Raw genomic sequence first — 26,061 nt, 5'->3', positions numbered from 1 at the left:
TAGAATGAGAGGCCCCAGGTCTCGTCCGAAAAGTAGGGACGAGAAACCAGGGTCGAGTAGGAGAGACCCCGATGCGCCACGGCGCCGCCTATCGCAAGCTCGGCCGCACGGCCAGCCACCGCCAGGCCATGTTCGCCAACATGGCCGCCTCGTTGATCAAGCACGAGCAGATCACGACGACTCTGCCCAAGGCGAAGGAACTGCGTCCCTTCGTCGAGAAGCTGGTCACCCTGGCCAAGAAGGGCGACCTGCACGCTCGTCGTCAGGCCATCAGCGCCGTTCGCGACGTGCCGCAAGTCGGCAAGCTGTTCGAGACCCTGGCTCCTCGTTACGCCGAGCGTAACGGCGGCTACATCCGCATCATGAAGGCGGGCTTCCGTCACGGCGACAACGCCGCCATGGCGGTGATCGAGTTCGTCGATCGCGACGTCGCGGCCAAGGGCCTGGACTCCGGTCCGGTCTTCGCCATCGAGGGCGACGACGAGGCCTGATTTCAGACTTCACTGCTGAAATGCCGAAAGGGCGGCCGGAGCAATCCGGTCGCCCTTTCTTTTTGCCTCCGCCGTGGCTCGGCTGTGGGTAATCGCCGTCGCCGCCTTTTTCAGGCTGAGGGTAAATTGCGTCCGGGTCGCGAAGACGCCAAGCTGTCGCCAAGCCTCGCAGAAGGCTGAGAGTGAACGCATCAGGAGATTCCATGACCCGTCCGCCCGCCGTGCTCGCGGCCAGCCTGGCCATTCTGGCCCTGTCATCCGTCAGCGCCCTGGCGCTCGACGCCGCTTCCGCGCCGACGGGGGTCGTCTCGCAGGCGGCGCCCGCGCGGGGCCTGACCACGCCGCTGGAGGCCTTTGGCCACGAGGTCGGCGCCGACTATCGCCTGATCACCTACAGCCAGTTCGAACGCTATCTGCAGACACTGGCCGGGCAGTCGGACCGGATGAAGCTGCTGGAGATCGGCAAATCGTCCGAGGGGCGGACGCAATATCTGTCGGTCGTTTCCTCGCCGCAGAACCTGGCGAACATCGACCGCTATCAGGAGATCGCGCGCCGCCTGGCGAAGGCCGAGGGCGTCAGCGAAGCCGAGGCTCGCGCCCTGGCCGCCGAGGGCAAGGCCGTGGTCTGGATCGACGGGGGTCTGCACTCCACAGAAACCGTGCCGCCCCAAGCCCTGATCGCCGCCCTCTATGAATGGCTGACGGCCGAGGACGCCGAGGCGAGGCGCATCCTGGACGACGTGGTCATCCTATTCGCGCCGCTGAACCCGGACGGATGGGAGCTGGTCTCGACCTGGTATATGCGCAACGAGGACCCGCTGAAGCGCGAGTACGCCTCTATTCCTCGCCTGTATCAGAAGTACGTCGGTCACGATAACAACCGCGACTACTATTTGTCCGCGATGACCGAGACGACCAATGTCAATCGGCAGTTCTTCCGCGAGTGGTTCCCGCAGATCATCTATAACCATCACCAGACGGCGCCGGCGGGGACCGTGGTGTTCATGCCGCCGTTCCGGGACCCGTTCAACTACAACTACGACCCGCTGGTCATGAGCACCCTGTCCGAGGTCGGGGCCGCCATGCACAGCCGCCTGATCGAGGAGGGCAAGCCCGGCTCGACCATGCGCAGCGGGGCCAACTATTCGACGTGGAACAACGGGATGGAGCGCTCCGTCACCTATTTCCACAATGCGGTCGGCTTGCTGACCGAGATCACGGGCCATCCGACCCCCAGCCAGATCAGCCTGATCCCGGACAACCAGTTGCCGCGCAACGACCTGCCCCTGCCGGTCGCGCCCCAGACCTGGCGTTTCGCCCAGTCGATTGAATACTCCCAGTCGATCAACCGGGCGGTGCTGAACTACGCATCGCGCAACAAGGACAGGGTGCTGTTCAACATCTGGCGCATGGGCCAGAACGCCATCGACAAGGGCAACGCCGACACCTGGCGGGTCACGCCCTCGGCGATCGACGCCATGAACGCAGCGGCCGGCGAGAACGCTCGCCGGGTGGATCCGGCGCTGTATGAGAGCGTGTTGCGCGACCCGGCCCGGCGCGATCCGCGCGGCTATGTCATCCCGGCGGACCAGGCCGACCTGCCCACGGCCGTCGCCTTCCTGAACAGCCTGATCAAGACCGGCGTGGACGTGGAACGGGCGACGCGCGCCTTCACCATCGGGGCTAAGACCTATCCGGCCGGGTCCTATGTGGTGAAGACGGCCCAGGCCTACCGCCCGCACGTGCTGGATATGTTCGAGCCGCAGGACCACCCGCACGACCTGCAGTATCCGGGCGGCCCGCCCAAACTGCCCTACGACGCGACCGGCTACACCCTGGCGATGCAGATGGGCGTGCAGTTCGACCGCATCCTGGACGGCTTCGAGGCGCCGACTGAGCGCGTCGCCGACGTCATGGCCCCGCCGCCTGGCCGGATCGAAGGCAATGGCCGCGCAGGCTGGTTGATCGATCACGCGCCGATCAACGGCTACGTCCTGACCAACCGCCTTCTGGCGGCGGGCGTGCCGGTTTTCTGGCAGGAAGGCGAGACCCGCGCGGGTCGCCAGACCCTCGCGCCCGGCGCCCTGTGGATCCCGGCCGATGACAAGGCTCGCCCGATCGTCGAGGCGGCGGTGCGCGACCTCGGCCTGAACGCCCACGCCGTCGCCTGCGCGCCGGGCGGAGAGCGCATCGCACTGAAGCCGGTGCGCGTGGGCTTGGTCGACCGCTACGGCGGCTCGATGGCCTCGGGCTGGACCCAGTGGATGCTGGAGCAGTTCGAATATCCGTTCGAGGTCATCTATCCCCAGCGCCTCGATGCAGGCGACCTGAACAAGGACTTCGATGTTCTGGTCTTCGCCTCGGACATGATCCCGGCCGACCTCTCCGCCGCCGCCCAGCGCGAACAGCCGGCGCCGGACAGCATTCCCGCCGAGTATCGCGGCTGGCTGGGCCACATCACCGCCGAGAAGACGGTGCCTCAGATCGACGCCTTCGCGCGGGCGGGCGGCAGCGTCGTCACCATCGGCTCGGCCCACCGACTGGCCGCCGCCATGGGGGCGCCGGTGCAGGACGTTCTGAGGGGCGCCGACGGCAAGCCCGTGGCCTCGACCGACTTCTTCATCCCGGGCGCGGTGATGCAGACCGAGGTCGACAACAGCCGTCCGCTGACCTTTGGGGCGCCGTCGCGGATGAACGTCTTCTTCAACCGAAATGCGGGCTTCCGTCCTGCGGGCGAAGGGGCGTCGATGGTGCGCTATCCGCAACAGGTCGAGGTCTCCAGCGGCTGGGCGATCGGGGCGGACAAACTGTCGGGCGCCGATGCGGTGCTGGACCTGGAGCACGGCGAAGGCCGCGTGATCGTTCTGGGTCCCGACGTGGTGAACCGAGCGCAGGCTCGGGCTTCCTCGCGCCTGCTGTTCAACGCTCTGTTTTACGGACCGGCCGTGACGGGCGCTGACGACTAAGCTTGCGCACAGATGCAAATGAAAAGGCCGCCCGATTCGCTAGGGCGGCCTTTTTGTTCGTTGCAAGTGTCGGTTCAGCTTTCCGTGTCGTCGCCTTGCGCTGCTTTCGCTACCCGCTTGCGACCGTAGATGAAGTAGACGCCCAGGCCGACCACGTTCCAGATCACGAACCAGATCTGCGTACTCTGCGGCAGGCTGGCCAACAGATACAGGCAGCCGGCGATGGCGACCGGACCGACCACCCAGCCCAGCGGCGTGCGGAAGCCGCGCGCCATGTCCGGCGCGCGACGACGCAGGATCAACATGCACAGGGCCACGGCGCTGAACGCCACCAGAGTGCCGGCGTTGGCCAGGGCGACGATTTCGTCCAGCGGGAAGAACAGGGCGATGGTCCCCACCACGCAGGCGGTGAACACGGTGATGCGCACCGGGGCGCCGCCCTTGGACACGCGGGCCAGACCGCGCGGCAGCAGGCCGTCCCGCGCCATGACGAAGAAGATGCGGCTCTGACCGTAGAAGAAGGCCAGGATCACCGTGGGCAGGGTGAGGACCGCCGTGACCGCCAGGAAATGAGCGGCGCCGGGCTGGCTGATTTCGCGCAGGATCAGGGCCAGCGGTTCGGGGCTGTTGGCGAAGCGGGTGAAGGGCGTCGCGCCCAGGGCGACCGTGGCGATGATGGTGTAGATCGCCGCGCAGATCAGCATGGAGCCGACAATGCCGATGGCCAGGTCGCGCTTGGGATTGCGCGTCTCCTCGGCCGCCGTGGCGATGGCGTCGAAGCCGTAGAAGGCCGAGAAGATGATGGCCGCCGCCGCCATCACGCCGCGCTCGACGCCGTCGGGGCCCATGTGACGGGCGAAGCCATAGGGGCTGAAGGGCTCCAGGTTGGCGGCGTTGAAGTGGGGCAGGGCGAACCAGACGAACAGGGCCAGGGCCGACAGCTTCACCGCCACCAGGATCAGGTTGAGCGTGGCGCTTTTCTTGGCGCCGGTCAGCAAAAGGGCGCCGACGGCGATGATGATGAACAGGGCGGGGATGTTGGCGATTCCGCCCGCGTGCGGCCCCTGCATCAGAGCCATGGGCAGGCCCAGCCAGTCACGCAGCAGGGGCGCCGCATAGCCCGACCAACTGACGGCCACGGCGCTGACCACCAGGCTGTATTCCAGGATCAGGCTCCAGCCGATGACCCATCCCGCCATCTGGCCCAGCACCACCCGCGAATAGGTATAGGCGCTGCCCGAAGCCGTCACCGTGCTGGCCATCTCGGCGTAGCACATGGCGGCGCAGGCGCAGACGAAGCCGGCGATCAGGAAAGACAGCAGGACGGCGGGGCCCGCCTTGTCCGCGCCGATGCCGATCAGGGTCAGGATGCCGGTGCCGACGATGGCGCCCACGCCCATCGCCACCAGATGCGGCCAGCTGAGGTTGCGCGCCAGGCTCGTGGCGCCGGGCTCTGCGCCAAGGCTTGAGGTGGGGCGCGGTTGCGCGTCTGGGCCGCCCATCGGTGGCTCCTGTCTGGGGGAGGTCATAAAGCTCGCCGGTTTGCGGCGGATGGCCGGGCAATACAAGGGCCGTGGGCCTATCGGCCGACAGGCGGCTCTGGTTTCTGTTCCGATATCGGAATTTTCGTCACGGTTTCTCAGTTGAAACGGCACGAAACCGAGGCTGATCCGTCACCGCCTCGCGCAAGCTTCCGCCCCGCTTTTCGCTATCCCTCGCCGCCAGGCAGGAGGGGCGTCGACGTCATCGTCGGCAAAGACCGTCTCCCGCCGCAGCTATTTGACCCAACCGGTGGAACGATGATGAACAGCAGCTTCAAGACCCTGCTCGTGGCGGCGGCCAGCACCCTGGCCCTGGCGGCCTGCGGCGGCTCCGCCGAGGTGGCCTCGCCCGGCGAAGGCGATTTCGGCAATGGCGGCGGCGGCAACCCCGGCGGTCCGGGCACGCCGGGCACGGGCCAGGCGGCGGCGGATTGCCCGACCGGCTTCGCCAACGTGGGCACCATCGCCAACGGCACCCTTCGCAACTGCCAGCTGCCCCAGCAGATCAACGGCTCGCTGACCGTGCCGCTGCGCGCCGGCACCATCTACTCGATCTCGGGCCGCACGGCCGTGGGCACCGACGGAGGCGTCGACGCCTCCGCCAATGCCGGCACGCAAGGCATCCTGACGGTAGAGCCGGGCGTGACCATCTTCGCATCGGGCGGCGGCGACTATCTGCTGGTGAACCGCGGCTCGCAGATCTACGCCGAAGGCACGGCTTCCCAGCCGATCATCTTCACCAGCCGTCAGAACGTGGAAGGCACGACGACCGAGACCTCGCAAGGTCAGTGGGGCGGCATCGTCATCGCCGGCCGCGCGCCCCAGGCCAACTGCCAGCTTACCGCCCCGGTCACCTGCACCGGCCAGGTCGAGGGCACCAACGCCTTCTACGGCGGCGGCAACGCCAACGACAACTCGGGCCGTCTGCGTTACGTCCAGATCCGCTATTCGGGCTTTGAAATCTCGACCGGCAACGAACTGCAAGCCCTGACCCTGGCCGGCGTCGGCGCGGGCACCACCATCGAATACGTCCAGTCCTTCAACTCGTCGGATGACGGCATCGAAATCTTTGGCGGCAACGTCAACCTGAAGCACATCGTCATCAACGGCGCCGACGACGACGCCTTCGACACCGACACCGGCTGGCGCGGCGGCGCCCAGTTCGGCATCGTGACCCAGCGCGCCCCGAACGCGACCAGCCGCTCGGCCGGGTTCGAGTTCTCGGCCGCCCCGGCCTCGACGCCGCTGGCCCAGCGCTACAACTCGCAGCCGAAGATCGCCAACTGGACGCTGGTGGGCCGCAACTCGCCGACTGACGCCCACACGGTGGCCCACTTCGACACGGGCACGAAGGCGACCGTTGTCAACTCGGTCTTCACCAGCGCCGCCGGCTCGCTGGCCGGCTGCCTGGACATCGCCGACGCCGACACCGCCAGCGTGAACCCGGTGTTCAACTCGGTCTTCATGTCCTGCGGCGTCTCCTACCGCGCCAGCGGCGCCGCCCGTTCGGGGCCGGTCTTCACGGCCGGTTCGAACAACACGGTAAAGGGAACCTCGACCCTGGCCGCCCCGACCTCGGGCGTCACCATCACCAACCAGACCCTGACCTTCATCAACGGCCCCAACGAGACCGCCGTGACCCCGGTCAAGGCCTCGAGCGTCCACGCCGCCTTCACCGACACCGACTACATCGGCGCCGTGAAGAACGCCTCGGACACCTGGTGGCAGGGCTGGACCTGCGGCCTGACGGCCAATCTGAAGTGCTGATGAACCCTCTGGCGAGGCGGCGGTCCGAAAGGGCCGCCGCCGACCCATTGAGCGTCCAGCCTATCTCGACCTTCGCAAGGCAGCCGAACATGAAGAACAAGACCCTGACCCGTAACGGGGTGCTGCTGGCCAGCAGCGCCCTCGTCGCCGTATTCGGCGCGCCCAGCCTCGCGCTCGCCCAGGCTGTCGCACAGACGGCCGCCCCCGCCGCCGCCGTGGCGTTGAGCGCCGAACTGCCCGCCGATCCGGAGAGCCCGGATCAGGTGTCGCAAACCCCGGCCACCCAGTTGGGCGACATCGTCGTCCTGGGCCGCAACATCCCGCAGGAGAATCGCCAGAGCGCCGAAGTGGCTGCTTTCCTGACCTCCGAGGACCTGCAACGCACCGGCGATTCCACCGCCGCGGCCGCCCTGACCCGCGTGACCGGCCTGTCGATCGTCGATGGCCGCTTCGTCTATGTGCGCGGCCTCGGAGAGCGCTATTCCTCGGCCCTGCTGAACGGTTCGCCGCTGCCCAGCCCCGAGCCGCTGCAGCGCGTTGTGCCGCTGGACCTGTTCCCCTCCAGCATCCTGGCGGGCGTGACGGTTCAGAAGTCCTATTCCCCCAACTATCCCGGCGAGTTCGGCGGCGGGGTCATCGACCTGCGCACCGTGGACGCCCCGGCCGAGCCCTTCCTGACCTTCAAGGTCGGCGTCGGCGGCAACACTGAGACCACCGCGCGCGACAACCTCGTCTACTACGGCTCGGATTCCGACTGGACCGGCTTCGACGATGACACCCGCAAGGTCCCCGGCGCCATCGACATGGCTTTCCGCACGGGCAAGCAGATCAACCTGGCCAACTTCTCCGCCTCTGAAGTGCAGGCCATGGGCCGCTCGCTGGTCAATGCGCCGCTGCGCCTGATGCAGCGCCAGCAGACGCCGGTCGACGGCAGCCTGGAACTGGCGGGCGGCTTCCGCACGCCGACCGAGATCGGCGACCTGGGCGTCATCGCCGTCGCCGGCTACGACAACTCCTGGCGCACCCGTCAGGCGATCCAGGAAGAGGGCCAGTTCCAGGGCGACGACCTGGTGCCGGTGTCGACCTTCGACGTCGAGTCGAACCAGAACGACGTGCGCCTGAACCTGCTGGGCGGTCTGTCGCTGACGACCGACGATCACGAGGTGAAGTGGACCAACCTCTACGTTCGCACCACGACCAAGCGCGCTCGCACCTCGGCCGGGCCGGACTTCGACGCCGGCGGCAGCGTGATCCGCAACGATTACACCGAGTGGTTCGTGCGCCAGCTGTTCACCAGCCAGCTGGCGGGCGAGCACTATTTCGGTCAGGACGGCGCCTGGAAGCTGGACTGGCGTGCGGCCTACGCCACGACGTCGCGCGACGCCCCTTATGAAACGCGCTTCCAGTACGGCGTGGACGCTCAGGACCGCTTCATCCACAACGTCCAGGGCAATCAGATCTCGTTCAGCGAACTGGACGACGAAGTCTGGTCCGGCGGCGTAGACCTGGCCTACAACCTGCCGATGGCGGCGGGCCGCGAGGCGACCATCAGCGTCGGCGCCTCGACGCTGGACAACACCCGCTCAGCCGAGCGTCACGACCTGCAGTTCGAGGCCGTCAACGGCCTGACCGACAGCCAGCGGCGCTCGCGCATCGACTATCTGTTCTCGGACTTCAACATCAATCCGTGGACCCTGCAGCTGCGTGAGATCGCCGGCTCGAACGGCGCCAACGCCTACGACGCCGACATGAAGGTCAGCGCGGTTTACGCCATGGTCGACGCCGAGTTCGTGCCGACCGTGCGCACCACCTTCGGCGTCCGCTTCGAGGACGGCCAGCAGAGCGTGACCCCGCGCGACCTGTTCGGCGGCACGACGTCCTATGAGGCGACGGAGATCGAGGAGCAGTACTGGCTGCCGTCGTTCACGGCGACGTGGAACTTCACCGAGGACCAGCAGCTGCGCTTCGGCGCGTCCAAGACCATCGGCCGTCCGCAGTTCCGCGAGCTGGCGCCCCAGGCCTATACGGACCCGGAAAGCGACCGCGTCTTCATCGGCAACCCGTATCTGACCGACACCGAAATCCTGAACCTGGACGCGCGCTGGGAATGGTATTTCGGCCGCCAGCAGTTCGTAACGGCGGGCGTCTTCTACAAGAAGCTGGACAAGCCGGTCGAGGCGGTGATCGTCGACGTCGGCAACCAGCGTCAGCAGACCTTCCTGAACGCGCCGGAAGCGACGGTCATGGGCGTCGAGGCCGAGGTGAAGAAATACTTCGAGTTCGCCGACCAGCCGTCCTTCATCTCCAACAAGCGCTGGCTGGTGCAGGCCAACTACACCTGGTCGGACTCTGACGTCTCGGTGGGCGAGGGCGACACCGTCATCACCCTGGGCGGCGGCGGTCGTCCCGAACAGGCGGCCTTCTTCATCCAGGACGGCAGCCGTCTGCAAGGCCAGTCCGAGCACGTCGCCAACCTGCAACTGGGATGGGAAGACGACACGGCCCGCTCGCAGGCGACCTTCATCCTGAACTACGTCTCGGAGCGGATCACCGCGCGCGGCGCTGGCGTCGGTACGGCGCGCGAGCCGGATTACCTGCAGGAGCCGGGCGCCTTCCTCGACTTCGTCTATCGCAAGGACTTCACCGTGAAGGGCCGCGACCTGGGCTTCGCCCTGGAGCTGCGCAACCTGCTCGGCACGGAGTTCGAGGAGTATCAGGAGAAGGGCAACCGGATCCGCATCAACCAGTACGACCTGGGCCAGAGCGCCTCGGTCAGCCTGACCGCGCGTTTCTAGGCGCGGATCGCGTCTGACATTTGAGCCGGGAGGCCCTCAGCGGTCTCCCGGCTTTTTTATTGCCTCTCTAGGGTGGGAGCGGCGGGTGACGGTTGCGCATCATTTCATCCGAACCCGCTTCATGTGTCGTGACAACTTCTCGACGCTGTCATGGTTCGGAGCGAGCCGGGTACGGAGCATCCGCCTAGGGAGGCGAGGCGGCCGCGAGAGGCCGTTGGGGATGTCTTCCTTGCTCGCTGGCCTTCGCAAATTGAGCGCCGTTTCGTTGGGCAAGGGCGGCCTGTCCCTTCGCCGTCCGCCCCTACGGCGCGTGGTCGAGGCGGCGCTGATCCTTCTTCTTCTGGTGCAGGGCGGGCGGCTGGTCTGGCTGTTCGCGGCGCCGACGCCGCAAGCGACGCAGGCGCGGCCTCTGCCGGAGGTCGACCTGGGCGTGCTGTCGCGCTTTGACGCCTTCTTCCGCAACGGGGGGGCAGGCGAGCAAACGGCGCCGTCGGATGGCGGCGGGCTGACTCTGTTCGGGGTGCGCGCGGACGGTGCGGGCGGCGGCTCGGCCATCATCGGCCTGGCGGACGGCCGCCAGGTTTCGGTCGGCGCGGGCGAGGAACTGGAGCCGGGGCTTAAGCTGACCTCCGTCGCCCCTGATCACGTCATGCTGTCGCGCGGCGGCGCGCCGTTCCGTCTCGACTTTCCTGACATGATTTCCGGCGCGGCGCCCGCTGCGCCCGAGGCTGCGGCGCAACCGGCTGCGCCCTCGCCCGAAACGGCTTCCGCCGAGGGCGCGGTGGTCGATCCCCAGCGCCTGATCGCCCAGGCGGGCCTGCGTCCGCGCATCAAAGGCCTCGGCGTCAACGGCCTGACCGTCTCCGCCTCGGGCGACGGGGGCGAGCTTCGCAACGCCGGCCTGCGCTCGGGCGACGTCATCCTGTCGGTCAACGGCATAGCCCTGAACAGCCCGCAGGCGCTCGTCGCCCTGCGCGGCCAACTGGCCGACGCCCCCTCGGCCCAGATCCAGTTCGAGCGCGACGGTCAGGTCCGCTCCACCACCGTAAGGACGCGCCCATGAAGGCCCGTAACCGCTCTCTGCTTACCGGCGTTCTGGCCGCCGTCCTGGCGGTCCAGCCGCTGGCCGCCGCGCCGGTGATGGCGCAGGAGACGCGTCAGACGCTGAACGTCCAGAACGCCGACATCCGCGCCTTCGTGCAGGATGTGGCGCGCACGACGGGGCGCACCTTCATCGTCGATCCGGCGGTGACGGGCACGGTGACGGTGTCCAGCCCGCGCCCGTTGACCCGCGCCCAGCTGTTCGAGGTCTTCCTGTCGACGCTGCGGGCCAACGGCCTGGTGGTGACGCCGACGTCGTCGGGCGCCTATCGCATCAGCCCGGCGCAGGGGGCGGCGCAGGGTCCGGCCACGGTCGGCGCCGAGCGGTTCTCGACAGAGGTCTTCACCCTTCGCCACATCGACGCCGCCTCGGCCGCCGAGACGATCCGGCCGCTGGTCGGGGCGCAGGGGCAGGTGCTGGCCAACCCCGGCGCCAACAGCGTGGTGGTGGCCGATTTCGCCGACAATCTGGCGCGCATCCGGGCGCTGGTCGGCCGCATCGACGTGGACCGTTCCGCCTATGAGGTGGTGGCGCTGGAGAACGCCTCGGCGCGCGAGATCGCGGGCGCGCTGCAACAGGTGACAGGCGGCCCCGGCGGGCCGGGGCTGGTGACGATCACCCCGGTCGAAAGCTCCAACGCCCTGGTCCTGCGCGGGGACGGCCAGGCGCTGGCGCGGGTGCGCGGCCTGATCGCGGATCTGGACGGCCGCGCGCGGGCCAGTCAGGACGTCAACGTCGTCTTCCTGGAGCACGCCGACGCCGAGCAGCTCCTGCCGGTCCTGCAACAGATCGTCGGTCAGCCGGCGGATGCGGCGGCGACCTCGTCTCCGCGCCTTCGCACCGCGCGCGCCGGGGCGAGCCAGACGACCAGCGGCATGGGGCAGGGCGGGCTGACGACGACGGGCGAGGCTGACAGCGGGCCGATCGGCTCGACCACCGTGACCGCCACCGGCCAGCGCGCTGTCATCGCCCGCTTCCCCGGCGCCAACGCCCTGGTCATCTCCGGCCCGGCGGACCTGCAACGCACCCTGACGGAGGTGATCCGCCAACTGGACGTGCGTCGCCAGCAGGTGCTGATCGAGGCCATCGTCGTGGAGCTGAGCGACAAGGCCGTGCGCGATCTGGGCGTGCAGTGGCTGTTGACGGGCGAGCAGGGCGTCGGCCTGACCAACTATTCCGACCGCGCGGCGCCGCTGGTCCCCATTGCGGGCGGGGCGGCGGCGGGCCAGCTCGACAAGGACGATCCCTTGCGCGAGCGGCTGCAGAATCTGGCGCTGAACAGCCTGCTGGGCGCCAACGGATTCGTCGGCGGGGCGGGCGGCAAATGGGGCGACGGCCTGTTCGGCTTCATCATCAATGCGGCCAAGACGGACGCGGGCTCCAACCTGTTGCAGACCCCGTCGATCATGACGCTGGACAATGAAGAGGCGACCTTCCTGGTCGGGCAGGAGGTGCCGATCACCACCGGCCGGGCCATTCTGGACGGCAACTCCAACCCCTTCACCACGACCGAGCGCAAGGACATCGGCGTGCGCCTGACGGTGCGGCCCCAGATCAACGCCGGCGGCTCCATCACCCTGACGCTGCGGCAGGAGGTGTCGAGCATCAACGGCCTGCTGACCAGCGGCGCCAACGACCTGATCCTGGACAAGCGCGAGCTCGAGACGACGCTGGTGGTCGATGACGGCGACATCGCCGTGGCGGGCGGCCTGCTGGATCAGAACGACCGGCTGGAGACCAGCAAGGTGCCGGGGCTGGGCGACATTCCGGGCGTCGGCGTCCTGTTCCGCTCGACCAGCCGCGAGCGGGGACGGACCAATCTGATGGTCTTCCTGCGCCCGACCATCTTGCGCACCACGGCGGACGCGCAGGGGCTGGCGGCGGATCGCTGGGGCTATATGCGCGGCGAGCAGCAGCGCGTTCACCCAGATCGAGAGCCGAGCCTCGACGCCCTGCTGCGCGACTATATGCAGGCCCAGCCGCCTGCGGCGCCTGTGGCGGGCGAGCCGCTGGTGATTGCTCCTGTAGCGCCGGTCGCGGCCCGGCCGTTGCCGCCCGTGACGGAGGGCGTCCGGTGATCACCGTCGTCGATCCGCGTCTGCCCTACGGCTTCGCCAAGACCCACGGCGTCCTGCTGCTGGCGGCGGGCGAGGTGATGGCGGTGGGAGTGCGCGAGGGCGCCGACCCTCTGGCCCTGGTCGAGGCGCGCCGCGCGCTGGGCCGTCCGCTGGAGGCGACGCCTCTCAGCGCGGCCGCCTTCGACCGCAAGCTGTCGGAAGTCTATGCGGGCGAGCAACTGACAGCGGCCGACGGCGACGACCTGTCCCTGCCGGTGGGCCTCGACAGTCTGGTGGACGACATTCCGGCGGCGGCGGACCTGCTGGACGCCACGGACGACGCGCCGGTCATCCGCCTGATCAATGGCGTCATCGCCGAGGCCGCCCGCATCGGCGCCTCGGACGTGCATCTGGAAAGCTATGAGACGCGCCTGCTGGTGCGGATGCGGGTGGACGGGGTGCTGCGCGAGGCGCTGAGCCTGAACCCGCGCGTGGCGCCGCTGCTGGTGTCGCGCATCAAGGTCATGGCGCGCCTCGACATCGCCGAGAAGCGCAAGCCCCAGGACGGACGCATTCCCCTGACGCTGGGCGGCAAGTCGCTGGACGTGCGCGTCTCGACCCTGCCGTCGCGGGCTGGCGAGCGGGTGGTGCTGCGGATATTGGACAAGGATCAGGCCGGGCTGACGCTGGACCGGCTGGGCATGGACCCGGCGGCGCTGGAGGCCTTCCGTCATGCGCTGGCCGAGCCGAATGGCATCATCCTCGTCACCGGGCCGACCGGCTCGGGCAAGACGACCAGCCTCTACGCCGGGCTGTCGCTGTTGAACGACGGCTCGCGCAACATCCTGACGGTCGAAGATCCGGTCGAATACGCCATGGAGGGCGTAGGCCAGACCCAGGTGAACCCCAAGGTCGGCATGACCTTCGCCGCCGGGCTGCGCGCCATCCTGCGTCAGGATCCGGACGTGGTCATGGTCGGCGAGATCCGCGACACGGAGACGGCGGCCATCGCCGTTCAGGCGTCCCTGACCGGCCACCTGGTGCTGTCGACGGTCCACACCAATGACGCGGCCGGGGCGGTGACGCGCCTGCGCGACATGGGGGTCGAGCCCTTCCTGCTGGCCTCGACCCTGCGGCTGGTGGTGGCCCAGCGGCTGGTGCGCCGCCTGTGCCCGCATTGCCGGATCGAGGAGACGGCGGACAGGGCGATGGCGCGGCTGATCGGGGCTGAGGAAGGCGCGCGCGTCTGGCGGCCGCACGGCTGCGCCGACTGCGGCTCGACCGGCTATGTCGGCCGCATCGGCCTTTATGAGACGCTGACGGTGGACGAGAAGGTGCGCCGCCTGATCGCCTCGGGCGCCGACGAGGACGCCGTGTTCGACGCCGCCTTCGCGCGCGGCGGGACGCTGGCTGACCGGGCGCGGGCGCTGGTGCTGGAAGGCGTCACCTCGGTCGAGGAGGCCCTGCGCGTGGCGCGTCAGGAGACCGCCGCCGAAGAGGTCGTGGCCTGATGGCGGCCTTCGACTACATCGCCGCCGATGCGGCCGGGCGGACGGTCAGCGGCTCGTTGAGCGCCGCCGACGAGGCCGCCGCGCGCACGGCGCTGGCGAAGCGTCAGCTGGCGCCGTTGCAGTTGTCGCCCGGTCGTTCGGGCGCGGTCGCCGCCCCATCGAAGGCGGGCAAGGCCGGGCGGCTGTCGCCCAAGACTTTGGCGCTGACGACGCGGCAACTGGCGACGCTGATCTCGGTCTCCCCGCTGGAAGAGGCGCTGCGAAACCTGATGCTTCAGGCGGACCGGCCCAACGTCCGCCGCGTGCTGGAAGGCGTCCACGCCGGGGTGATCGAGGGGCGGCGCCTGTCCGACGCCATGGCCCAGCAGGGCGCGGCCTTTCCCCCACTGTATCGCGCCATGACGGCGGCGGGCGAGCAGTCGGGCGCGCTTCAGCCCATCCTCGAACGCCTGGCCGATGGGCTAGAGCGGGACGAGGTGGTGCGCGGCAAGGTGCTGACGGCGCTGGTTTATCCGTGCGTGCTGGCGGTGGTGGCGTTGGGCGTCATCGTCGCCATGATGACCTATATCGTGCCCAAGGTGGTCGATCAGTTCGACAGCATGGGCCAGACCCTGCCGCTGCTGACGCGCCTGGTCATCGGCCTTTCGGACTTGATGCGCGACTGGGGCTGGCTGATGGCGCTGATCCTCGCCGCCGTGGTCGCCGCGGGGCTGATCGCGCGGCGGCGCGAGGCGGTGCGGCTGAAGCTGGACGCCTGGGTGCTCAGGCTGCCGCTAATCGGGCGGCTGACGCGCGACCTGCACGGGGCGCGCATGGCCCGCACCCTGTCGACCATGATCGCGGCGGGCCTGCCGGTGCTGGAGGGGCTGACCATCACCGCCCGCACCGTCTCCAACCGCGCCCTGCGCCGCGCCACCGAACAGATGGCCGAGGCCGTGCGCGAAGGCGGGGGCCTGTCGGCCGCCATGCGCCGCGCCGAGGTCTTTCCGCCCATCCTCGTCTACATGACCGCCTCTGGCGAAAGCAGCGGTCGGCTGGAGCCCATGCTGGAGCGGGCCGCCGACTATCTGGAGCGCGAGTTCTCCAACTTCACCGCCGTGATGCTCAGCCTGCTGGAGCCGGCGATCATCGTGGTCATGGGCGGGATCGTCGCCGTGATCGTGCTGTCGATCCTGCTTCCCATCCTTCAGATCAACACCCTGGCTTTGGGGTGAGGAGACCTTCCATGCGCAGTGAAGATATTCAGGACAAGCGCCAGAAACGCCAAGGCTTCACCCTGGTCGAGCTGATGGTCGTCATCGTCATCATCGGCCTGTTGGCCACGGTGGTGGCGATCAACGTCCTGCCCAGTCAGGACAAGGCCATGGTCGGCAAGGCGCGGGCCGATATCTCGGTGCTGGAGCAGGCGGTGGAGACCTATCGCCTCGACAACTTGACCTTCCCGACGGACCAGCAGGGGCTGAAGGCCCTGACGGCGCCGCCCGCCGATCTGGCGCGGCCGGAACGCTATCGCCAGGGCGGCTATGTCCGCCGCCTGCCCGAAGACCCGTGGGGCAACCACTACCAGTACCGCCGCCGCAGCGCCCATGGCGGCCAGTTCGACATCTGGTCCTTCGGCGCCGACGGCCAGGCAGGGGGCGAGGGAAATGACGCCGATATCGGCAACTGGCAGGGTTGAGGCGCTCTCTCGCCCGGCCGGTTCGGTAGCCGTGGAAACGCCCAAACGCGCTGAAGAAGCGAGCCGCCGCGCGGCGAGCGGTAGCGCACGACAAGGGTTTACCCTTGTCGAGTTAATGGTCGTGATCGCCATCATCGGCGTGGCGGCGGGGGCGGTGGTGCTGTCCATGCCGGACCCGCGCCCGACGCTGGCGGTCGAAGCGGAGCGGTTCGCCGCGCGCCTTATCATGGCGCGCGAAGAGGCCGTGATGACCAACCGCCCGGTGGCCCTGCGCGCTGATGTCGCCGGCTATGGCTTTGAGAGCTTCGACGGCGCCGTCTGGACGCCTTTGACCGGCGTGCTGGCGCCCAAGGCGTGGGGCGAGGGGGCCGCCGTCGGCGCGCCCGCCCGCGCCGTCTTCGACCCCACCGGCGGCGCCGACGCCGCCAGCGTGCGGCTGGAGCGCGAGGGCCAGGCCGTCACCGTCGCCATCGACGGCGCGGGCGAGGTGACGATCCATGAATAGCGCGTCTGCTCCCTTCCCCCTCGATGGAAGGGGCGGGGATGGGGGTGTGGCCGCGACCTTGCGGGAGAGGGCGCAGGAGGCGCGGCGTCTCCGCGCCTCGACGGCCATCGCCTTGCCTGCACTCCCACCCAACCCTCCCCCCTCGAGTGGGAGGGCTATTAGGGGCGGCTTCACCCTGATCGAATGCCTCGTCGCCCTGGCCGTATTCGGCCTGGCGGCGATGGCGTTGCTGAACCTGTCGGGCGAGAGCACGCGCTCGGCCGCGCGGGTCGAGACGCGGACGCTGGGCGGCATCGTCGCCGACAATGTGGCCGCTGAGGCGATGATCGCGCGCGACCTGCCCAGCGGCAGTACGGGTGGTCAGGCGTCGCTGGGCGGGCGCGAGTGGCGATGGGTGCGGGTGGTCAGCGCGACGGATATGCCGGGCGTCGGCCGCATCGACGTGCGCGTCTTCGCCGATGAGGAACAGGCCGCCGAGCGCGTGCTGTTCCGGGCGGCGGGCGCATGAAGTCGCGCACTGGATTTACGCTTGTCGAGGTCCTGATCGCCCTGCTGATCTTCGCCCTTCTGGCGGGGGCGGGCGCGTTGGTTCTGGGGCAGTCGATCGAGACGCGGTTCGCGGTGAAGGCCAACGCTGACCGGACGGCGGCGCTGCAACGCACGCGGGCGCTGCTGCGCGCCGATCTGGCTCAGGCGACGGGCCGACGGGTGCGCGGGCAGACGGGGCGTCCGGCGCCTCAGGCGATCATGGGCCCGCAATTGCCGGGCGATCCTTTGCTGGTGTTGGCCCGCAGCGGCTGGAGCAACCCGGACGGAGCGCCGCGCGCCTCCCTGCAACGGATCGAGTACCGGCTGGTCGAGGATCGGCTGGAGCGCCGGGTGGCCCCCTATCTGGATGGGGCGCGGGCCGGGCCGCCGCAGGTGCTGTATCGCGGGGTGAAGGACGCCCGCGTCGCCTTCATCCAGAACGGCTCCGAGGCGCCCGCCTTTTCCGCCAGCAGCGACCGGCCCCTGCCGGACGCGGTGCGGGTGACGCTGACGCTCGACGGCTTCGGCCCGGTCGAGCAGCTGTTTCTGGTCGCCGCCGCATGAAGCGGGGCGCGCGCGATCGCCGGGGCATGGCCCTGCTGACCGTCCTGTTGCTGGTGGCGGTGATGGCGGCGCTGTGCGTGGTGCTGCTGGACGATGTGCGCTTTTCGGTGCGCCGCACGACCAACGCCGAGACCCAGGCGCAGGCGCAAGGCTTTGCGGCGGGGGCCGAGGCGCTGGCGCGACGACGACTGTCCGATCTGGTCCGCGCCGATCCCGCGCGCACGTCGCTTCAGCCGCACTGGAACGGCCGCGTGTTCGCGCTGCCGCTGGAAGACGGCGAGGGGCGGGCGGTGATCCGCGACGGCCAGTCCTGCTTCAACCTGAACAGCCTGGTGCTGGGCCAGGGCGAGGATCTGATCGCGAGGCCTGAAGGGGCGGCGCAGTTCATCGCGCTCGGCGAGGCGCTGGGCGTGCCGCGCGGGCGGATGGCGGCGGTCGCGGCAGCCTTGACCGACTGGATGGACGGCGACGCCCAGGTGTCGCCGCAGGGGGCGGAAGATTCCACCTACGCCAGCCGCCCGACGCCCTATCGCACCGGCGGGGTAATGCTGGCCGAGGTTAGCGAACTGCGCGCCGTGACGGGGGTGGACGACGAACTTTATCGGCGTCTGAGGCCGCATCTGTGCGCCTTGCCCGAGGCGCGGCTGTCGCCCTTGAACCCCAATACGCTGGAGCCGCAGGACGCCGTGCTTCTGTTCGCGATCAGCCGGGGCGTGGTGGGGCTGAATGCGGCCAAGTCGGCGATCGCGGCGCGCCCGGCCGCGGGCTGGTCCAGCCCCGACGCCTTCTGGGCCCAGCCCGCCCTGTCAGGCGTGGTCGTCGATGAAGAAGCCAAAGGTCAGATCACCCTGGCCACCCGCTATTTCGACCTGAGGGTCGAGATCGAGCACGGCGACGCCCGCGCCGTCCGCACCGCCCTGATCCACGTCGCGCCCGATGGCGCGGCGCGCACCGTCATCCGCCGCTGGACGCCAGAAGAATGAGCCCCAGGACATGAGCCACGCCCGCATCCTGTTCATCCCGACCCACGCGACCTTGCCCGCGCGTTTCCTACTGGTTGATCGCGAGGGCCGCGTCGTCGCGCGCGGCGAGCTGGACCCGCATCAGGCCGAAGCCCCGCCGTCGATCCGCACAATCGCTGTGGCGCCCGGTGCCGACGTCATGACGCGCTGGCTGGACCTGCCGCCGTGCAATATGGCCCAGGCCAGAGCCGCCGCACGCTGGGCGCTGCGCGATCAGGCGGCGGGCGAGGTCGACGGGCTGGACGTGGCCCTGAGCGCGGCGCCTGCCGACGGCGGCCTGCGCCTGACGGCGGCGGTGTCGTCCAAGCTGCTGCAGGCCTGGCTGCGCTGGATGGAGACCTTCGACATCCGGCCTGACGCCGTCGTGCCGGATAATCTGTGCCTGCCCGCGCCGCTGGAGGCTGAGACGTGGACCGCTGCGCAGATGGGCGCGGACGTGGCTTTGCGCGGTCCGACCTTCGCCGTGACGGTGCAGCCTGATCTGGTGGAGGCGATGGCGGCGGGGCGCGCGCTCGACTGGCTGGAAGGCGAGGCCCTTGAGGCGGCTCTGGCGGCGGGGGCGATGGCGGCGCCGGTCGATCTGTTGCAGGTCCATGATCGGCGCGAGCGCGGGCAGGCGGCAAAGGGCTGGCGTCTTGCGGCGGGTCTGGCGGCGGCCCTGTTGATCTCGCCGCTGATCATGATGGCGGCGGAAGGTCTGCGTGATCGGGCGGCGGCGGACGGCGCCGGAGCGGAGGCGAGGATCGGGGCGGTGAAACTCTATCCCGAACTGGCGACGACGAAGGATGCGGCGGCCGAAGCCTTGCGCCGTCTGGACGCTGGGCCGCCGCCGGGCGGAACTGCGCGCGCGATGTCCGCCGTTTTCGCCGCCGTCGAGCGCGTGCCGGGCGCCGAACTGGATGACGCGACCTTGGGCGGCGAAGGGCTGCGGGTCACGATGAACCACGCGGCCTTTAATGATCTGGACGCCGTGCGCGCCGATCTGGCCGAGGCCGGTCTGGCGGTGGTCGACGAAACCTCGGCTGAGGAGGGCGGACGGATGATCAGCACGCTGACGATAGGAGGCGACCGATGAAGGCCCTATTCTCTTCCACCGGCGCCTGGTGGGACGGGCGGTCATTACGCGAACGGCGGATGCTGGCGGTCATGGGCGTTGTGGTGCTGGGCGTCATCGCGTGGCTGGGCGTGGTGCGTCCGCTGGAGGGCTGGAAGGCCGATCAGGCGCGCGCCCGCGTCGCGGCCGAGCGGCAGATGGCGCAGGTTCAGACCGCTGTGGCCCAACGAGGCGCGCGACCGACTGAGGCGGTTGACCTGCAGGCGCTCGTCGCGTCGACGGCCTTGACGGCGGGCGTGCAGCCGACGCTAGGCATGTCCGAAGGCGGGCGGCTCGGCTTTCGCCTGGAGCGGGTCACGACGGCCCAGGCCTTCGGCTGGCTGGCGGCGCTCGAGGAAGGCGGGGCGCGGATCGAAGAACTGGGCGTTGTCGAAAACGCTGACGGGACGCTGGGCGTCAGCGGGGCGCTCGCTTCCGGCGCCTAGCGGCTTTTCCGTCTCGGCCCGTTAGTGGGTTGTGGACTTGAGCGTCCGGGCGGGGCAGGTATCGCAATCATGATATCTCGTCTGGCTCTTCCTTTGATCACGCTGGCGGTCCTGGCGGGATGCGCCTCGCCGCCGCGTGTCGAGACCGTACGATCGGCCGCCGTGCCCGATGCTGTGACCGCCTATCGCCTGTTCGAGGGGGAAGCTTCGACCGAGACCGACCGCGCGGCGGCTGTGGCGGTACGACAGGCGCTGGCCGCGCGCGGCTGGCGCGAGGTCGACGACAAGACCGCCTGGCGGGTCGAGACGGCCTATGCCGTGCGGCCTCAGAAGACCGGCGTCTTCACCGATGTCGATGCGCGAGACGGCGAATGGACCGAGGCGCCGCGCCTGCCGCAGTTCTGGAGCCGCCGCCGTCAGGTTCATACGTTGAGCCTGATCCTGACAGGGCCGGGTGATGCGCCGGGGGCCTATCGCGTGTCGGCGACTTCGGTCCTGGGGCGAGGTCAGGCCGACGAGGCGCCGGGCCTGCTGGCGGATGCGGCTGTGTCCCAGCTGGGCGCAGTTGACTAGCTGACCGGACTGGCCTGGGGGTCCATCACCCGGGGCAAGGTCAGGATGAAGGTCGCGCCTGGCGATCCGGCCTGGTGACGGATGCTTCCCCCGTGGCGCTCTGCGACCGTGCGGACGAAGGCGAGGCCCAGGCCCGCGCCTCGGTGGTCGGCGCCGCCGTGACCGAAAGCCTGGAACAGGCGCCGGGCGGCGTCTTCGGACAGACCGGGCCCCTGATCGCTGACGCTGAGGACGCAGACCGGGCGGCCGTTTTCTTCGGCGCCGCTCAGGCTGACCTGAATGGTTCCGCCGCTGGGGCCGTATTTCAGGGCGTTGTCCAGCAGATTGGTGGTCAGGCGACGCAGCAGGGCCGGGTCGCCCTGAACCAGGAACTCTTCTTCGCCGTCGGGCGTCAGGATGCGGACGCCCTTCTTCGACGCCTGGGGCCACAGGATGTCGGCGGCGTCCATCGCCACCTGACCCAGGTCCATGAGCTCTGAGCGATAGGGCTGGCTCTCGGCGCGGGCCAGCTGCACATAGCCTTCAGCCAGGTCGAGGGTCTGACGCGCGTAATCAGCGATGCGTTTCTGGACCGCTGCGTCCAGACGCCGCGCGGGGCCGTCCAGCAGCGTCAGGATCGACACCTGGGGCGCGCGCATGTCGTGGCTGAGCAGTTGCAGCGCCTCGGTGCGCTGGCGCTCGGCGGCGCGGAAACGGGTCATGTCGGCGAAGCGCACGATGTGGCCGACCGGCTGCCCCTCGGCGTCGGTCAGGACCGAGGCCGCCGCTTTCAGGATGCGGCCGTCGGGCGTGGCGATCTCGCCGGGATCGCCGTCCGGGTCGAGGAAGCGGCGCCAGGCGGGCTCGCCCAGCGACTGGAACAGCAGGGGCAGGTCGGCGTCCCCCTGCAACTGGTCGCCGAACAGGGCCTCGGCCCGGTCGTTGGACAGGATGATGCGGGCGTAGGGATCGGCCACCACCGTGGCGTCGGGCAGGCTGCGCAGGGCGTCGGAGATGAAGCGTTCGAGGTCGCGGACCTGGCGCACGGCGGCGCGCAGGGCGTCGACCTGACGGGCCACGACGTCGCCGCCTCGGGCCGGGCTCGTCAGGCGCACGCCGTCGCGCTCGAAGGCCTCGACCTCGCTCTGCATATAGGCCGAGGCGGCGGCCAGACGACGCCAGCTCCACAGAGGATAGGCCAGAGCCAGCCCCGCCACAGCGGCCGAGGGCGGGAACCACAGGCCGCCTGCCAGGAAGGCCAGCGCCGTGGCGAGCAAGGTCAGGATGATCAGGCCGACGCCCAGCGCCATATTGGCCGCCGGACGCAGGATCAGAAAGCCGCCGACCAGCAGGCTGAGCGGCAGCAGGGAAAAGGCCAGCACCCACCCGTGCGAAAGGCTGCGCGGGCCGCCGCCTTGCAGCAGGGTTTGCAGCAGGGCGGCCTGCACCTTGACGCCGGGGCGTAGCTCGCCGTGCGGCGTGGCCGGGGTGGCGTAGCGGTCGCCCAGTCCCGGCGCCGTGGCCCCGACCAGCACCAGACGGTCTTTCAGAAAGTCGGCCGGCGTCTCGCCGTTGAGAACGTCTACGAAAGACAGGGTGCGGAAGGCGCCTGGCGGGCCGCGATAGACCACGGCCTCCGATGCGGCGGGATAGAGGGCGTCATCGGTCTGTGGCGCGGGCGGCGGCGGGATGGCGGTTCTCGTGGCGGCCAGCGGCAGGATCAGATGCGGCCAACTCTGATCGCCCGACTGGAGATAAAGGGGGAGGCGGCGCACGACGCCGTCGTTGTCGACCGTCAGATTAACGTGACCCATTCCCGCTGCGGCCGTGGCCAGTCGGGCGGCGGGGGCGTCTTCGCGAAAGGCGGAGCCGTTCAGGCCCGGCGCATCCACGACGACCGGGAGCTGGACCTTGCCGTTGCGGGTCAAGGCGACGGCCAGCGGCTCATCCTGCGACGAGGGCTCGGTGAACAGGACATCGTAGGCGACCGGCCCGGCGCCCGCCTCGGTCAGGCGGTCGATCAGGCGGGCGTGCAGGTCGCGCGGCCAGGGCCATTGGCCCAGGGCCTCCAGACTGCGGTCGTCGATGGCGATGATGACGATGGTCTCGTCAGCCGGCCCGGCCTTGGCCCGCATCAGGGCGTCATAGACTAGGTGGTCGGGCCCGTCGGCGACCGGCGTCAGCGCCAGCCAACTGATCAGCAGGGCGGATGAAGCCGCAACGACGACCCATTCGACCAGGGCGCGGCGACCGGTGAGGCGAGCGCCGAACCAGCGTTTCCAGCCGCCTTTCAGCCCGGAAGGCGCGGGCGCCACCCTAGCGCCCGATGCGCAGCTGTTGCGGCTCGGACCAGGCTTCCAGCAGGCGGCCGAAACGGTGACGTGCGCTCTGCACGCGCCAGCTGTAGACGCCCGGCGGCAGGTCGCTGAGGGTGAAGGCTTCGTCGGTCAGGCCGGGCTGGTCGATCAGAAGCGGGCCGTCGACGCCGCCGTCTTCAGCCTCGCGCCACAACTGGAAGCGGAAGGCGGCTTCGCCCACGCCCTCGGCCTCCCAGCGGAAGCGATAGAAACGCCTGCGGTCGCGCTGGTCCATCACCGAGGCCAGTCCGCCGACGCCGTTGCGGGCGCGGATGAAGCTGTAGGTCGTGGCCTTGCCCTCCAGCCCCTCGGGCGACAGGGCGGTCAGGCGCAGGAAATAGGCCCCTTCCTCCATGTCTGCGAACACCAGCGGGCCGCCGGGCGCGCTGTCGGCCTCGGCGAAAGCCTCGATCATGCCGGCGTCCTGGGCGATGCGGCCGCGATAGCGCTCGGCGCCGGCCAGGGGCTGGATCTCGAACACGACCTGGGCCTGGGTCTGAGGCGCGTCGGGGCGGGCGAGGGCCGGCGCGGGCAGCAGGGGCAGCAGGCGAACCGCGCCTGCGGCGGCGCTGACGCCCTGATCGGCGGCGGCCAGCGCTTCGTCCTCGCCAGAGGCCACGGCGACGGCGCCGTCCAGCACTTCGGTGGCCGACCGTTCGCTGGCTTCGTCGAAGGAGACGCGGAAGTCGGTGCCGCGCACGGCCGAAACCGAGACAGGGGTGCGGATGGCGAAGCCGCCCGGCCGGGTGCGCGGCGTGACCCTGGATTCCGCGCGGCCCGCCTCGACCGTCAGGGCGTGATCGACGGCGCCGTTGATGGCGTAGCGGCGCAGGCGGCTGACGCGCACGCGGCTGTTGGAAGGCACGACCACATGGCTGCCGTCGGACAAGGCCAGGCGGACGAAGGCGTTGGCGCCGGTGCTCAGGACGGCGGACTCACGAACGATCTGACCGGCTGTGGGCGCGGCCGCGACGCCGCCCTGATGCAAGGTTACGGCGCCGCGAAAGCCGGCGATGCGCGCCTCGTCCGGATCGGCGCGCAGCAGATCCACGGGCAAGGCCAGAGTGCGTCCGATCGACAGGCGGCGCGGGTTTACGACGCGGTTCTCGCGCTGCACCCGACGGTAATCCAGCGGCCGGTTCATATAGGCGGTCGCGAGGTCGATCAGGGTGTCGCCGGGGCGAACCACATAGCCGAGGGTCTCGGTCGGGCGTGCAGGGGCGGTCGACTGCGCCGCCGCCGGGGCCGCCGACAGCAGAACCGCAGCCGCCAGAACACAGGACCAGTTGGACTTCATGCCTCGCCTCATCCGCGGACCTCAGGCGTCGACGGCGGAATCGGCCCCCGCGACGCGCTCAAGGCGGTAACCGTAGCTGTAAATGGGTGTGAGGCGGAAGCCTTGCTCTGGCCGCAACTCCAGCTTGTTGCGCACCCGCGAGACGTGCATGTCCAGCGAGCGGCTGTTCAGGTTGGGCTCATTGCCCCAGACCGTTTCCAGAATATAGGTGCGCGACAGCGCCCGATGCAGGTTGCGGAACAGCAGCAGGGCCAGGGCGTATTCCTTGGCCGTCAAGGCGATGGTCTCGCCATTGCGCGCCACGCTGCCTGCCGCCTGGTGAAAGACGATGTCGTCGTAGGTCTCTATGCCCGGCGTGACCGGCTGGGCGTAGGCGCGGCGGATCAGGGCGTTGATACGTGCGGCCAGCACCGGCTTGGACAGAGGTTTGGGCAGATAATCGTCAGCCCCGGCGTCCAAGCCCGCGACCACGTCTTCGTCCTCGGCGCGGCTGGTGACCAGCAGCATGGGCGGCGCGGGCTTCAGATTGTTCCGCGCCCAGGTCAGGATTTCCAGCCCCGACCGATCCGGCAGGTTCCAGTCGACAATGATCATGTCGAAGGTGTCCTTGCGCAGCGCCGAGATCAGCGCCTGGCCTCGCGAAAAAAGAGTGGCGCGATAACCGGCGTCCTCGACCACGTCGGAGATGAACTCCAACTGGACAGGATCGTCGTCCAACACCGCGATTTTCATAGTTCTGCACGCTCCGGGGAATGGCTGAACCATAGCCGTGGAAGTGGCGCATTAGGCGAGTGTAAAATGTAAAATATAGTCACCTCGCGGAAAGGTTGAAATTCACTGTGACAAGCCTGGCAGGGGCGTCAAGCGGGGCGTCTGATCGCGGCACAGGGACTTGATCCATCGCCGCACTGTTTTCAGCCGGGCGGCGCCGTGAACCTCGCGGTGGGTGCTGAGCCAGAAGCGGCGCTCGATCAGCACCTGATCGGGCAGAATCCGCGTCAGTCCCTCGGCCAGGAAGCAGGGCAGGACGCCGATGCCGCCGCCCGCCGCCACCATGTCCCGCTGGGCGCGGATGGACGAGGACGCCAGTCGCGGCCGCAGGTTGGGGCGGATCTCCTCCAGGTAGCGCAGCTCGGGCGCATAGATCAGGTCGTCGACATAGCCGACCATGTCGAAGCGGTTCAGGTCGTCGATGCTATCGGGCGCGCCGTGCTGTTCCAGATGCTGCGGCGAGGCGTAGAGCGCCAGTTGATAGGTGGTCAGCGGCTCGACGATCAGGCGCGGGCTGTCGGCGGGGCTGAGGGTGATGGCCATGTCCACCTCGCGGCGGCTGGGCGACAGGAAGCCGGAGCTGGCCGCCAGTTCGACGTTCAGTCCCGGATGCGTCGCCAGCAGGCCCGGCAGGGCGGGAGCCAGCACCGCGCCGCCGAAGCCCTCCGAGGCGCTGATCCGCACGGCGCCCGCGACCAGGTCGGGCTGGGTGACGCGCCCGGCGGCCTCCATCGCGCTTTCGGCGTCCAGCGCTCGCTCCAGCAGTTGGGCGCCGGTGGCCGTCAGGTGCAGCCCGGCGGCCGAGCGGACCAGAAGGGTCGACTTCAGCGCCGTCTCCAGCCGCGCCACGCGTCGCCCGACGGTGGCTGCGTCCACGCCCAACCGCTGCGCCGCCGTGGCCAGAGACCCGGCGCGGGCGGCGGCCAAGAATACTCTCAGATCATCCCAGTCGAACATATGCAGATATGCACACCATCACCTGCAAGATTGCAATGGGCCTGACCGGTCCGCTCTGCTA

At 69.4% G+C, this 26,061-nt stretch carries 21 protein-coding genes; 16 read left to right on the top strand and 5 right to left on the bottom strand.

The window, feature by feature from the left end; all coding sequences use genetic code 11:
• Positions 1-71 precede the first annotated feature (71 nt).
• Entirely contained in the window at positions 72-491 is a 420-nt protein-coding gene (gene rplQ / locus DA69_RS07425) for a 50S ribosomal protein L17 (RefSeq protein ID WP_025978144.1), read from the top strand.
• A gap of 203 nt (positions 492-694) precedes the next feature.
• Positions 695-3,457: a M14 family metallopeptidase gene (locus DA69_RS07420; RefSeq protein WP_025978143.1), complete on the top strand. Its 2,763-nt coding sequence runs from the start codon at positions 695-697 to the stop codon at positions 3,455-3,457.
• Between the two features lie 74 nt (positions 3,458-3,531).
• Here the strand turns inward: DA69_RS07420 and DA69_RS07415 are convergent, their stop codons facing one another.
• Entirely contained in the window at positions 3,532-4,959 is a 1,428-nt protein-coding gene (locus tag DA69_RS07415; protein ID WP_025978142.1) for an amino acid permease, read from the bottom strand.
• 300 nt (positions 4,960-5,259) lie between these two features.
• Between DA69_RS07415 and DA69_RS07410 the strand changes: the two genes are divergently transcribed.
• The 14 genes from DA69_RS07410 (at position 5,260) to DA69_RS07345 (ending at position 20,639) form a co-directional block, all read left to right on the top strand.
• The gene (locus tag DA69_RS07410; RefSeq protein WP_029972656.1) at positions 5,260-6,765 is read left to right on the top strand and encodes a hypothetical protein; all 1,506 of its coding nucleotides are present in this window, start codon (positions 5,260-5,262) and stop codon (positions 6,763-6,765) included.
• Between the two features lie 89 nt (positions 6,766-6,854).
• Entirely contained in the window at positions 6,855-9,560 is a 2,706-nt protein-coding gene (locus tag DA69_RS07405) for a TonB-dependent receptor domain-containing protein (protein WP_025978140.1), read from the top strand.
• A 250-nt stretch (positions 9,561-9,810) separates the two neighbouring features.
• The gene (locus tag DA69_RS07400; protein WP_235599132.1) at positions 9,811-10,623 is read left to right on the top strand and encodes a type II secretion system protein N; all 813 of its coding nucleotides are present in this window, start codon (positions 9,811-9,813) and stop codon (positions 10,621-10,623) included.
• Entirely contained in the window at positions 10,620-12,740 is a 2,121-nt protein-coding gene (gspD, locus tag DA69_RS07395) for a type II secretion system secretin GspD (RefSeq protein ID WP_025978138.1), read from the top strand. The genes DA69_RS07400 and gspD overlap by 4 nt, the downstream gene beginning before the upstream one ends.
• A complete protein-coding gene (gene gspE / locus DA69_RS07390) occupies positions 12,737-14,230 on the top strand; it encodes a type II secretion system ATPase GspE (protein WP_025978137.1) in 1,494 nt (497 codons plus the stop codon). The genes gspD and gspE overlap by 4 nt, the downstream gene beginning before the upstream one ends.
• Positions 14,230-15,444: a type II secretion system inner membrane protein GspF gene (gspF, locus tag DA69_RS07385; RefSeq protein ID WP_025978136.1), complete on the top strand. Its 1,215-nt coding sequence runs from the start codon at positions 14,230-14,232 to the stop codon at positions 15,442-15,444. Before gspE ends, gspF begins: the two co-directional genes overlap by 1 nt.
• 11 nt (positions 15,445-15,455) lie before the next feature.
• Positions 15,456-15,908 (top strand): type II secretion system major pseudopilin GspG, encoded by a 453-nt coding sequence (gspG, locus tag DA69_RS07380; protein ID WP_025978135.1) that lies wholly within the window; start codon positions 15,456-15,458, stop codon positions 15,906-15,908.
• The gene (locus DA69_RS07375; RefSeq protein WP_419177550.1) at positions 15,817-16,413 is read left to right on the top strand and encodes a GspH/FimT family pseudopilin; all 597 of its coding nucleotides are present in this window, start codon (positions 15,817-15,819) and stop codon (positions 16,411-16,413) included. The genes gspG and DA69_RS07375 overlap by 92 nt, the downstream gene beginning before the upstream one ends.
• Positions 16,414-16,525: 112 nt before the next feature.
• Entirely contained in the window at positions 16,526-16,921 is a 396-nt protein-coding gene (gspI, locus tag DA69_RS07370) for a type II secretion system minor pseudopilin GspI (protein WP_051582125.1), read from the top strand.
• Positions 16,918-17,505: a type II secretion system minor pseudopilin GspJ gene (gspJ, locus tag DA69_RS07365; RefSeq protein WP_025978132.1), complete on the top strand. Its 588-nt coding sequence runs from the start codon at positions 16,918-16,920 to the stop codon at positions 17,503-17,505. Before gspI ends, gspJ begins: the two co-directional genes overlap by 4 nt.
• Positions 17,502-18,488 carry a type II secretion system minor pseudopilin GspK gene (gene gspK / locus DA69_RS07360; protein WP_025978131.1) on the top strand — a complete coding sequence of 329 codons (987 nt, stop codon included), beginning with the start codon at positions 17,502-17,504 and terminating at the stop codon, positions 18,486-18,488. The genes gspJ and gspK overlap by 4 nt, the downstream gene beginning before the upstream one ends.
• Before the next feature lie 10 nt (positions 18,489-18,498).
• Positions 18,499-19,602 carry a type II secretion system protein GspL gene (gene gspL, locus DA69_RS07355; protein WP_025978130.1) on the top strand — a complete coding sequence of 368 codons (1,104 nt, stop codon included), beginning with the start codon at positions 18,499-18,501 and terminating at the stop codon, positions 19,600-19,602.
• Positions 19,599-20,066, top strand: coding sequence for a type II secretion system protein GspM (gene gspM / locus DA69_RS07350; protein WP_082891463.1), 468 nt, complete (start codon positions 19,599-19,601; stop codon positions 20,064-20,066). Before gspL ends, gspM begins: the two co-directional genes overlap by 4 nt.
• A 69-nt stretch (positions 20,067-20,135) precedes the next feature.
• The gene (locus DA69_RS07345) at positions 20,136-20,639 is read left to right on the top strand and encodes a hypothetical protein (protein WP_025978128.1); all 504 of its coding nucleotides are present in this window, start codon (positions 20,136-20,138) and stop codon (positions 20,637-20,639) included.
• On the opposite strand, the gene DA69_RS07340 is transcribed toward DA69_RS07345, so the two are convergent.
• From DA69_RS07340 to DA69_RS07325, 4 genes are all read right to left on the bottom strand, one after another.
• The gene (locus DA69_RS07340) at positions 20,636-22,933 is read right to left on the bottom strand and encodes a CHASE2 domain-containing protein (RefSeq protein WP_025978127.1); all 2,298 of its coding nucleotides are present in this window, start codon (positions 22,931-22,933) and stop codon (positions 20,636-20,638) included. The two genes, DA69_RS07345 and DA69_RS07340, sit on opposite strands and share 4 nt — an antisense overlap.
• 1 nt (position 22,934) lies before the next feature.
• Entirely contained in the window at positions 22,935-24,272 is a 1,338-nt protein-coding gene (locus tag DA69_RS07335) for a FecR domain-containing protein (protein WP_025978126.1), read from the bottom strand.
• A gap of 21 nt (positions 24,273-24,293) precedes the next feature.
• Positions 24,294-25,004, bottom strand: a complete 711-nt coding sequence (locus DA69_RS07330) for a response regulator transcription factor (RefSeq protein WP_025978125.1) — start codon at positions 25,002-25,004, stop codon at positions 24,294-24,296.
• Positions 25,005-25,106: 102 nt separating this feature from the next.
• On the bottom strand, positions 25,107-26,000 hold the full coding sequence (locus DA69_RS07325; RefSeq protein WP_025978124.1) for a LysR family transcriptional regulator: 894 nt from the start codon (positions 25,998-26,000) through the stop codon (positions 25,107-25,109).
• Positions 26,001-26,061 lie beyond the last annotated feature (61 nt).

The organism is Brevundimonas naejangsanensis, from assembly GCF_000635915.2.
GTDB classification, from domain to species: Bacteria; Pseudomonadota; Alphaproteobacteria; order Caulobacterales; family Caulobacteraceae; genus Brevundimonas; species Brevundimonas sanguinis.
The sequence above is the reverse complement of the archived record's forward strand: the minus strand, read 5'-3'. Positions and strand labels throughout refer to the sequence as shown.

Coding starts and splice junctions, on each gene's coding strand:
- DA69_RS07335 (WP_025978126.1), bottom strand. CDS start 24,272: ATGAAGTCCAACTGGTCCTGTGTTCTGGCGGCTGCGGTTCTGCTGTCG.
- gspK (WP_025978131.1), top strand. CDS start 17,502: ATGAAGCGGGGCGCGCGCGATCGCCGGGGCATGGCCCTGCTGACCGTC.
- gspD (WP_025978138.1), top strand. CDS start 10,620: ATGAAGGCCCGTAACCGCTCTCTGCTTACCGGCGTTCTGGCCGCCGTC.
- DA69_RS07325 (WP_025978124.1), bottom strand. CDS start 26,000: ATGTTCGACTGGGATGATCTGAGAGTATTCTTGGCCGCCGCCCGCGCC.
- DA69_RS07330 (WP_025978125.1), bottom strand. CDS start 25,004: ATGAAAATCGCGGTGTTGGACGACGATCCTGTCCAGTTGGAGTTCATC.
- gspJ (WP_025978132.1), top strand. CDS start 16,918: ATGAAGTCGCGCACTGGATTTACGCTTGTCGAGGTCCTGATCGCCCTG.
- rplQ (WP_025978144.1), top strand. CDS start 72: ATGCGCCACGGCGCCGCCTATCGCAAGCTCGGCCGCACGGCCAGCCAC.
- DA69_RS07375 (WP_419177550.1), top strand. CDS start 15,817: ATGGCGGCCAGTTCGACATCTGGTCCTTCGGCGCCGACGGCCAGGCAG.
- DA69_RS07345 (WP_025978128.1), top strand. CDS start 20,136: ATGATATCTCGTCTGGCTCTTCCTTTGATCACGCTGGCGGTCCTGGCG.
- DA69_RS07410 (WP_029972656.1), top strand. CDS start 5,260: ATGAACAGCAGCTTCAAGACCCTGCTCGTGGCGGCGGCCAGCACCCTG.
- DA69_RS07420 (WP_025978143.1), top strand. CDS start 695: ATGACCCGTCCGCCCGCCGTGCTCGCGGCCAGCCTGGCCATTCTGGCC.
- gspM (WP_082891463.1), top strand. CDS start 19,599: ATGAAGGCCCTATTCTCTTCCACCGGCGCCTGGTGGGACGGGCGGTCA.
- DA69_RS07405 (WP_025978140.1), top strand. CDS start 6,855: ATGAAGAACAAGACCCTGACCCGTAACGGGGTGCTGCTGGCCAGCAGC.
- DA69_RS07415 (WP_025978142.1), bottom strand. CDS start 4,959: ATGGGCGGCCCAGACGCGCAACCGCGCCCCACCTCAAGCCTTGGCGCA.
- gspF (WP_025978136.1), top strand. CDS start 14,230: ATGGCGGCCTTCGACTACATCGCCGCCGATGCGGCCGGGCGGACGGTC.
- gspL (WP_025978130.1), top strand. CDS start 18,499: ATGAGCCACGCCCGCATCCTGTTCATCCCGACCCACGCGACCTTGCCC.
- gspG (WP_025978135.1), top strand. CDS start 15,456: ATGCGCAGTGAAGATATTCAGGACAAGCGCCAGAAACGCCAAGGCTTC.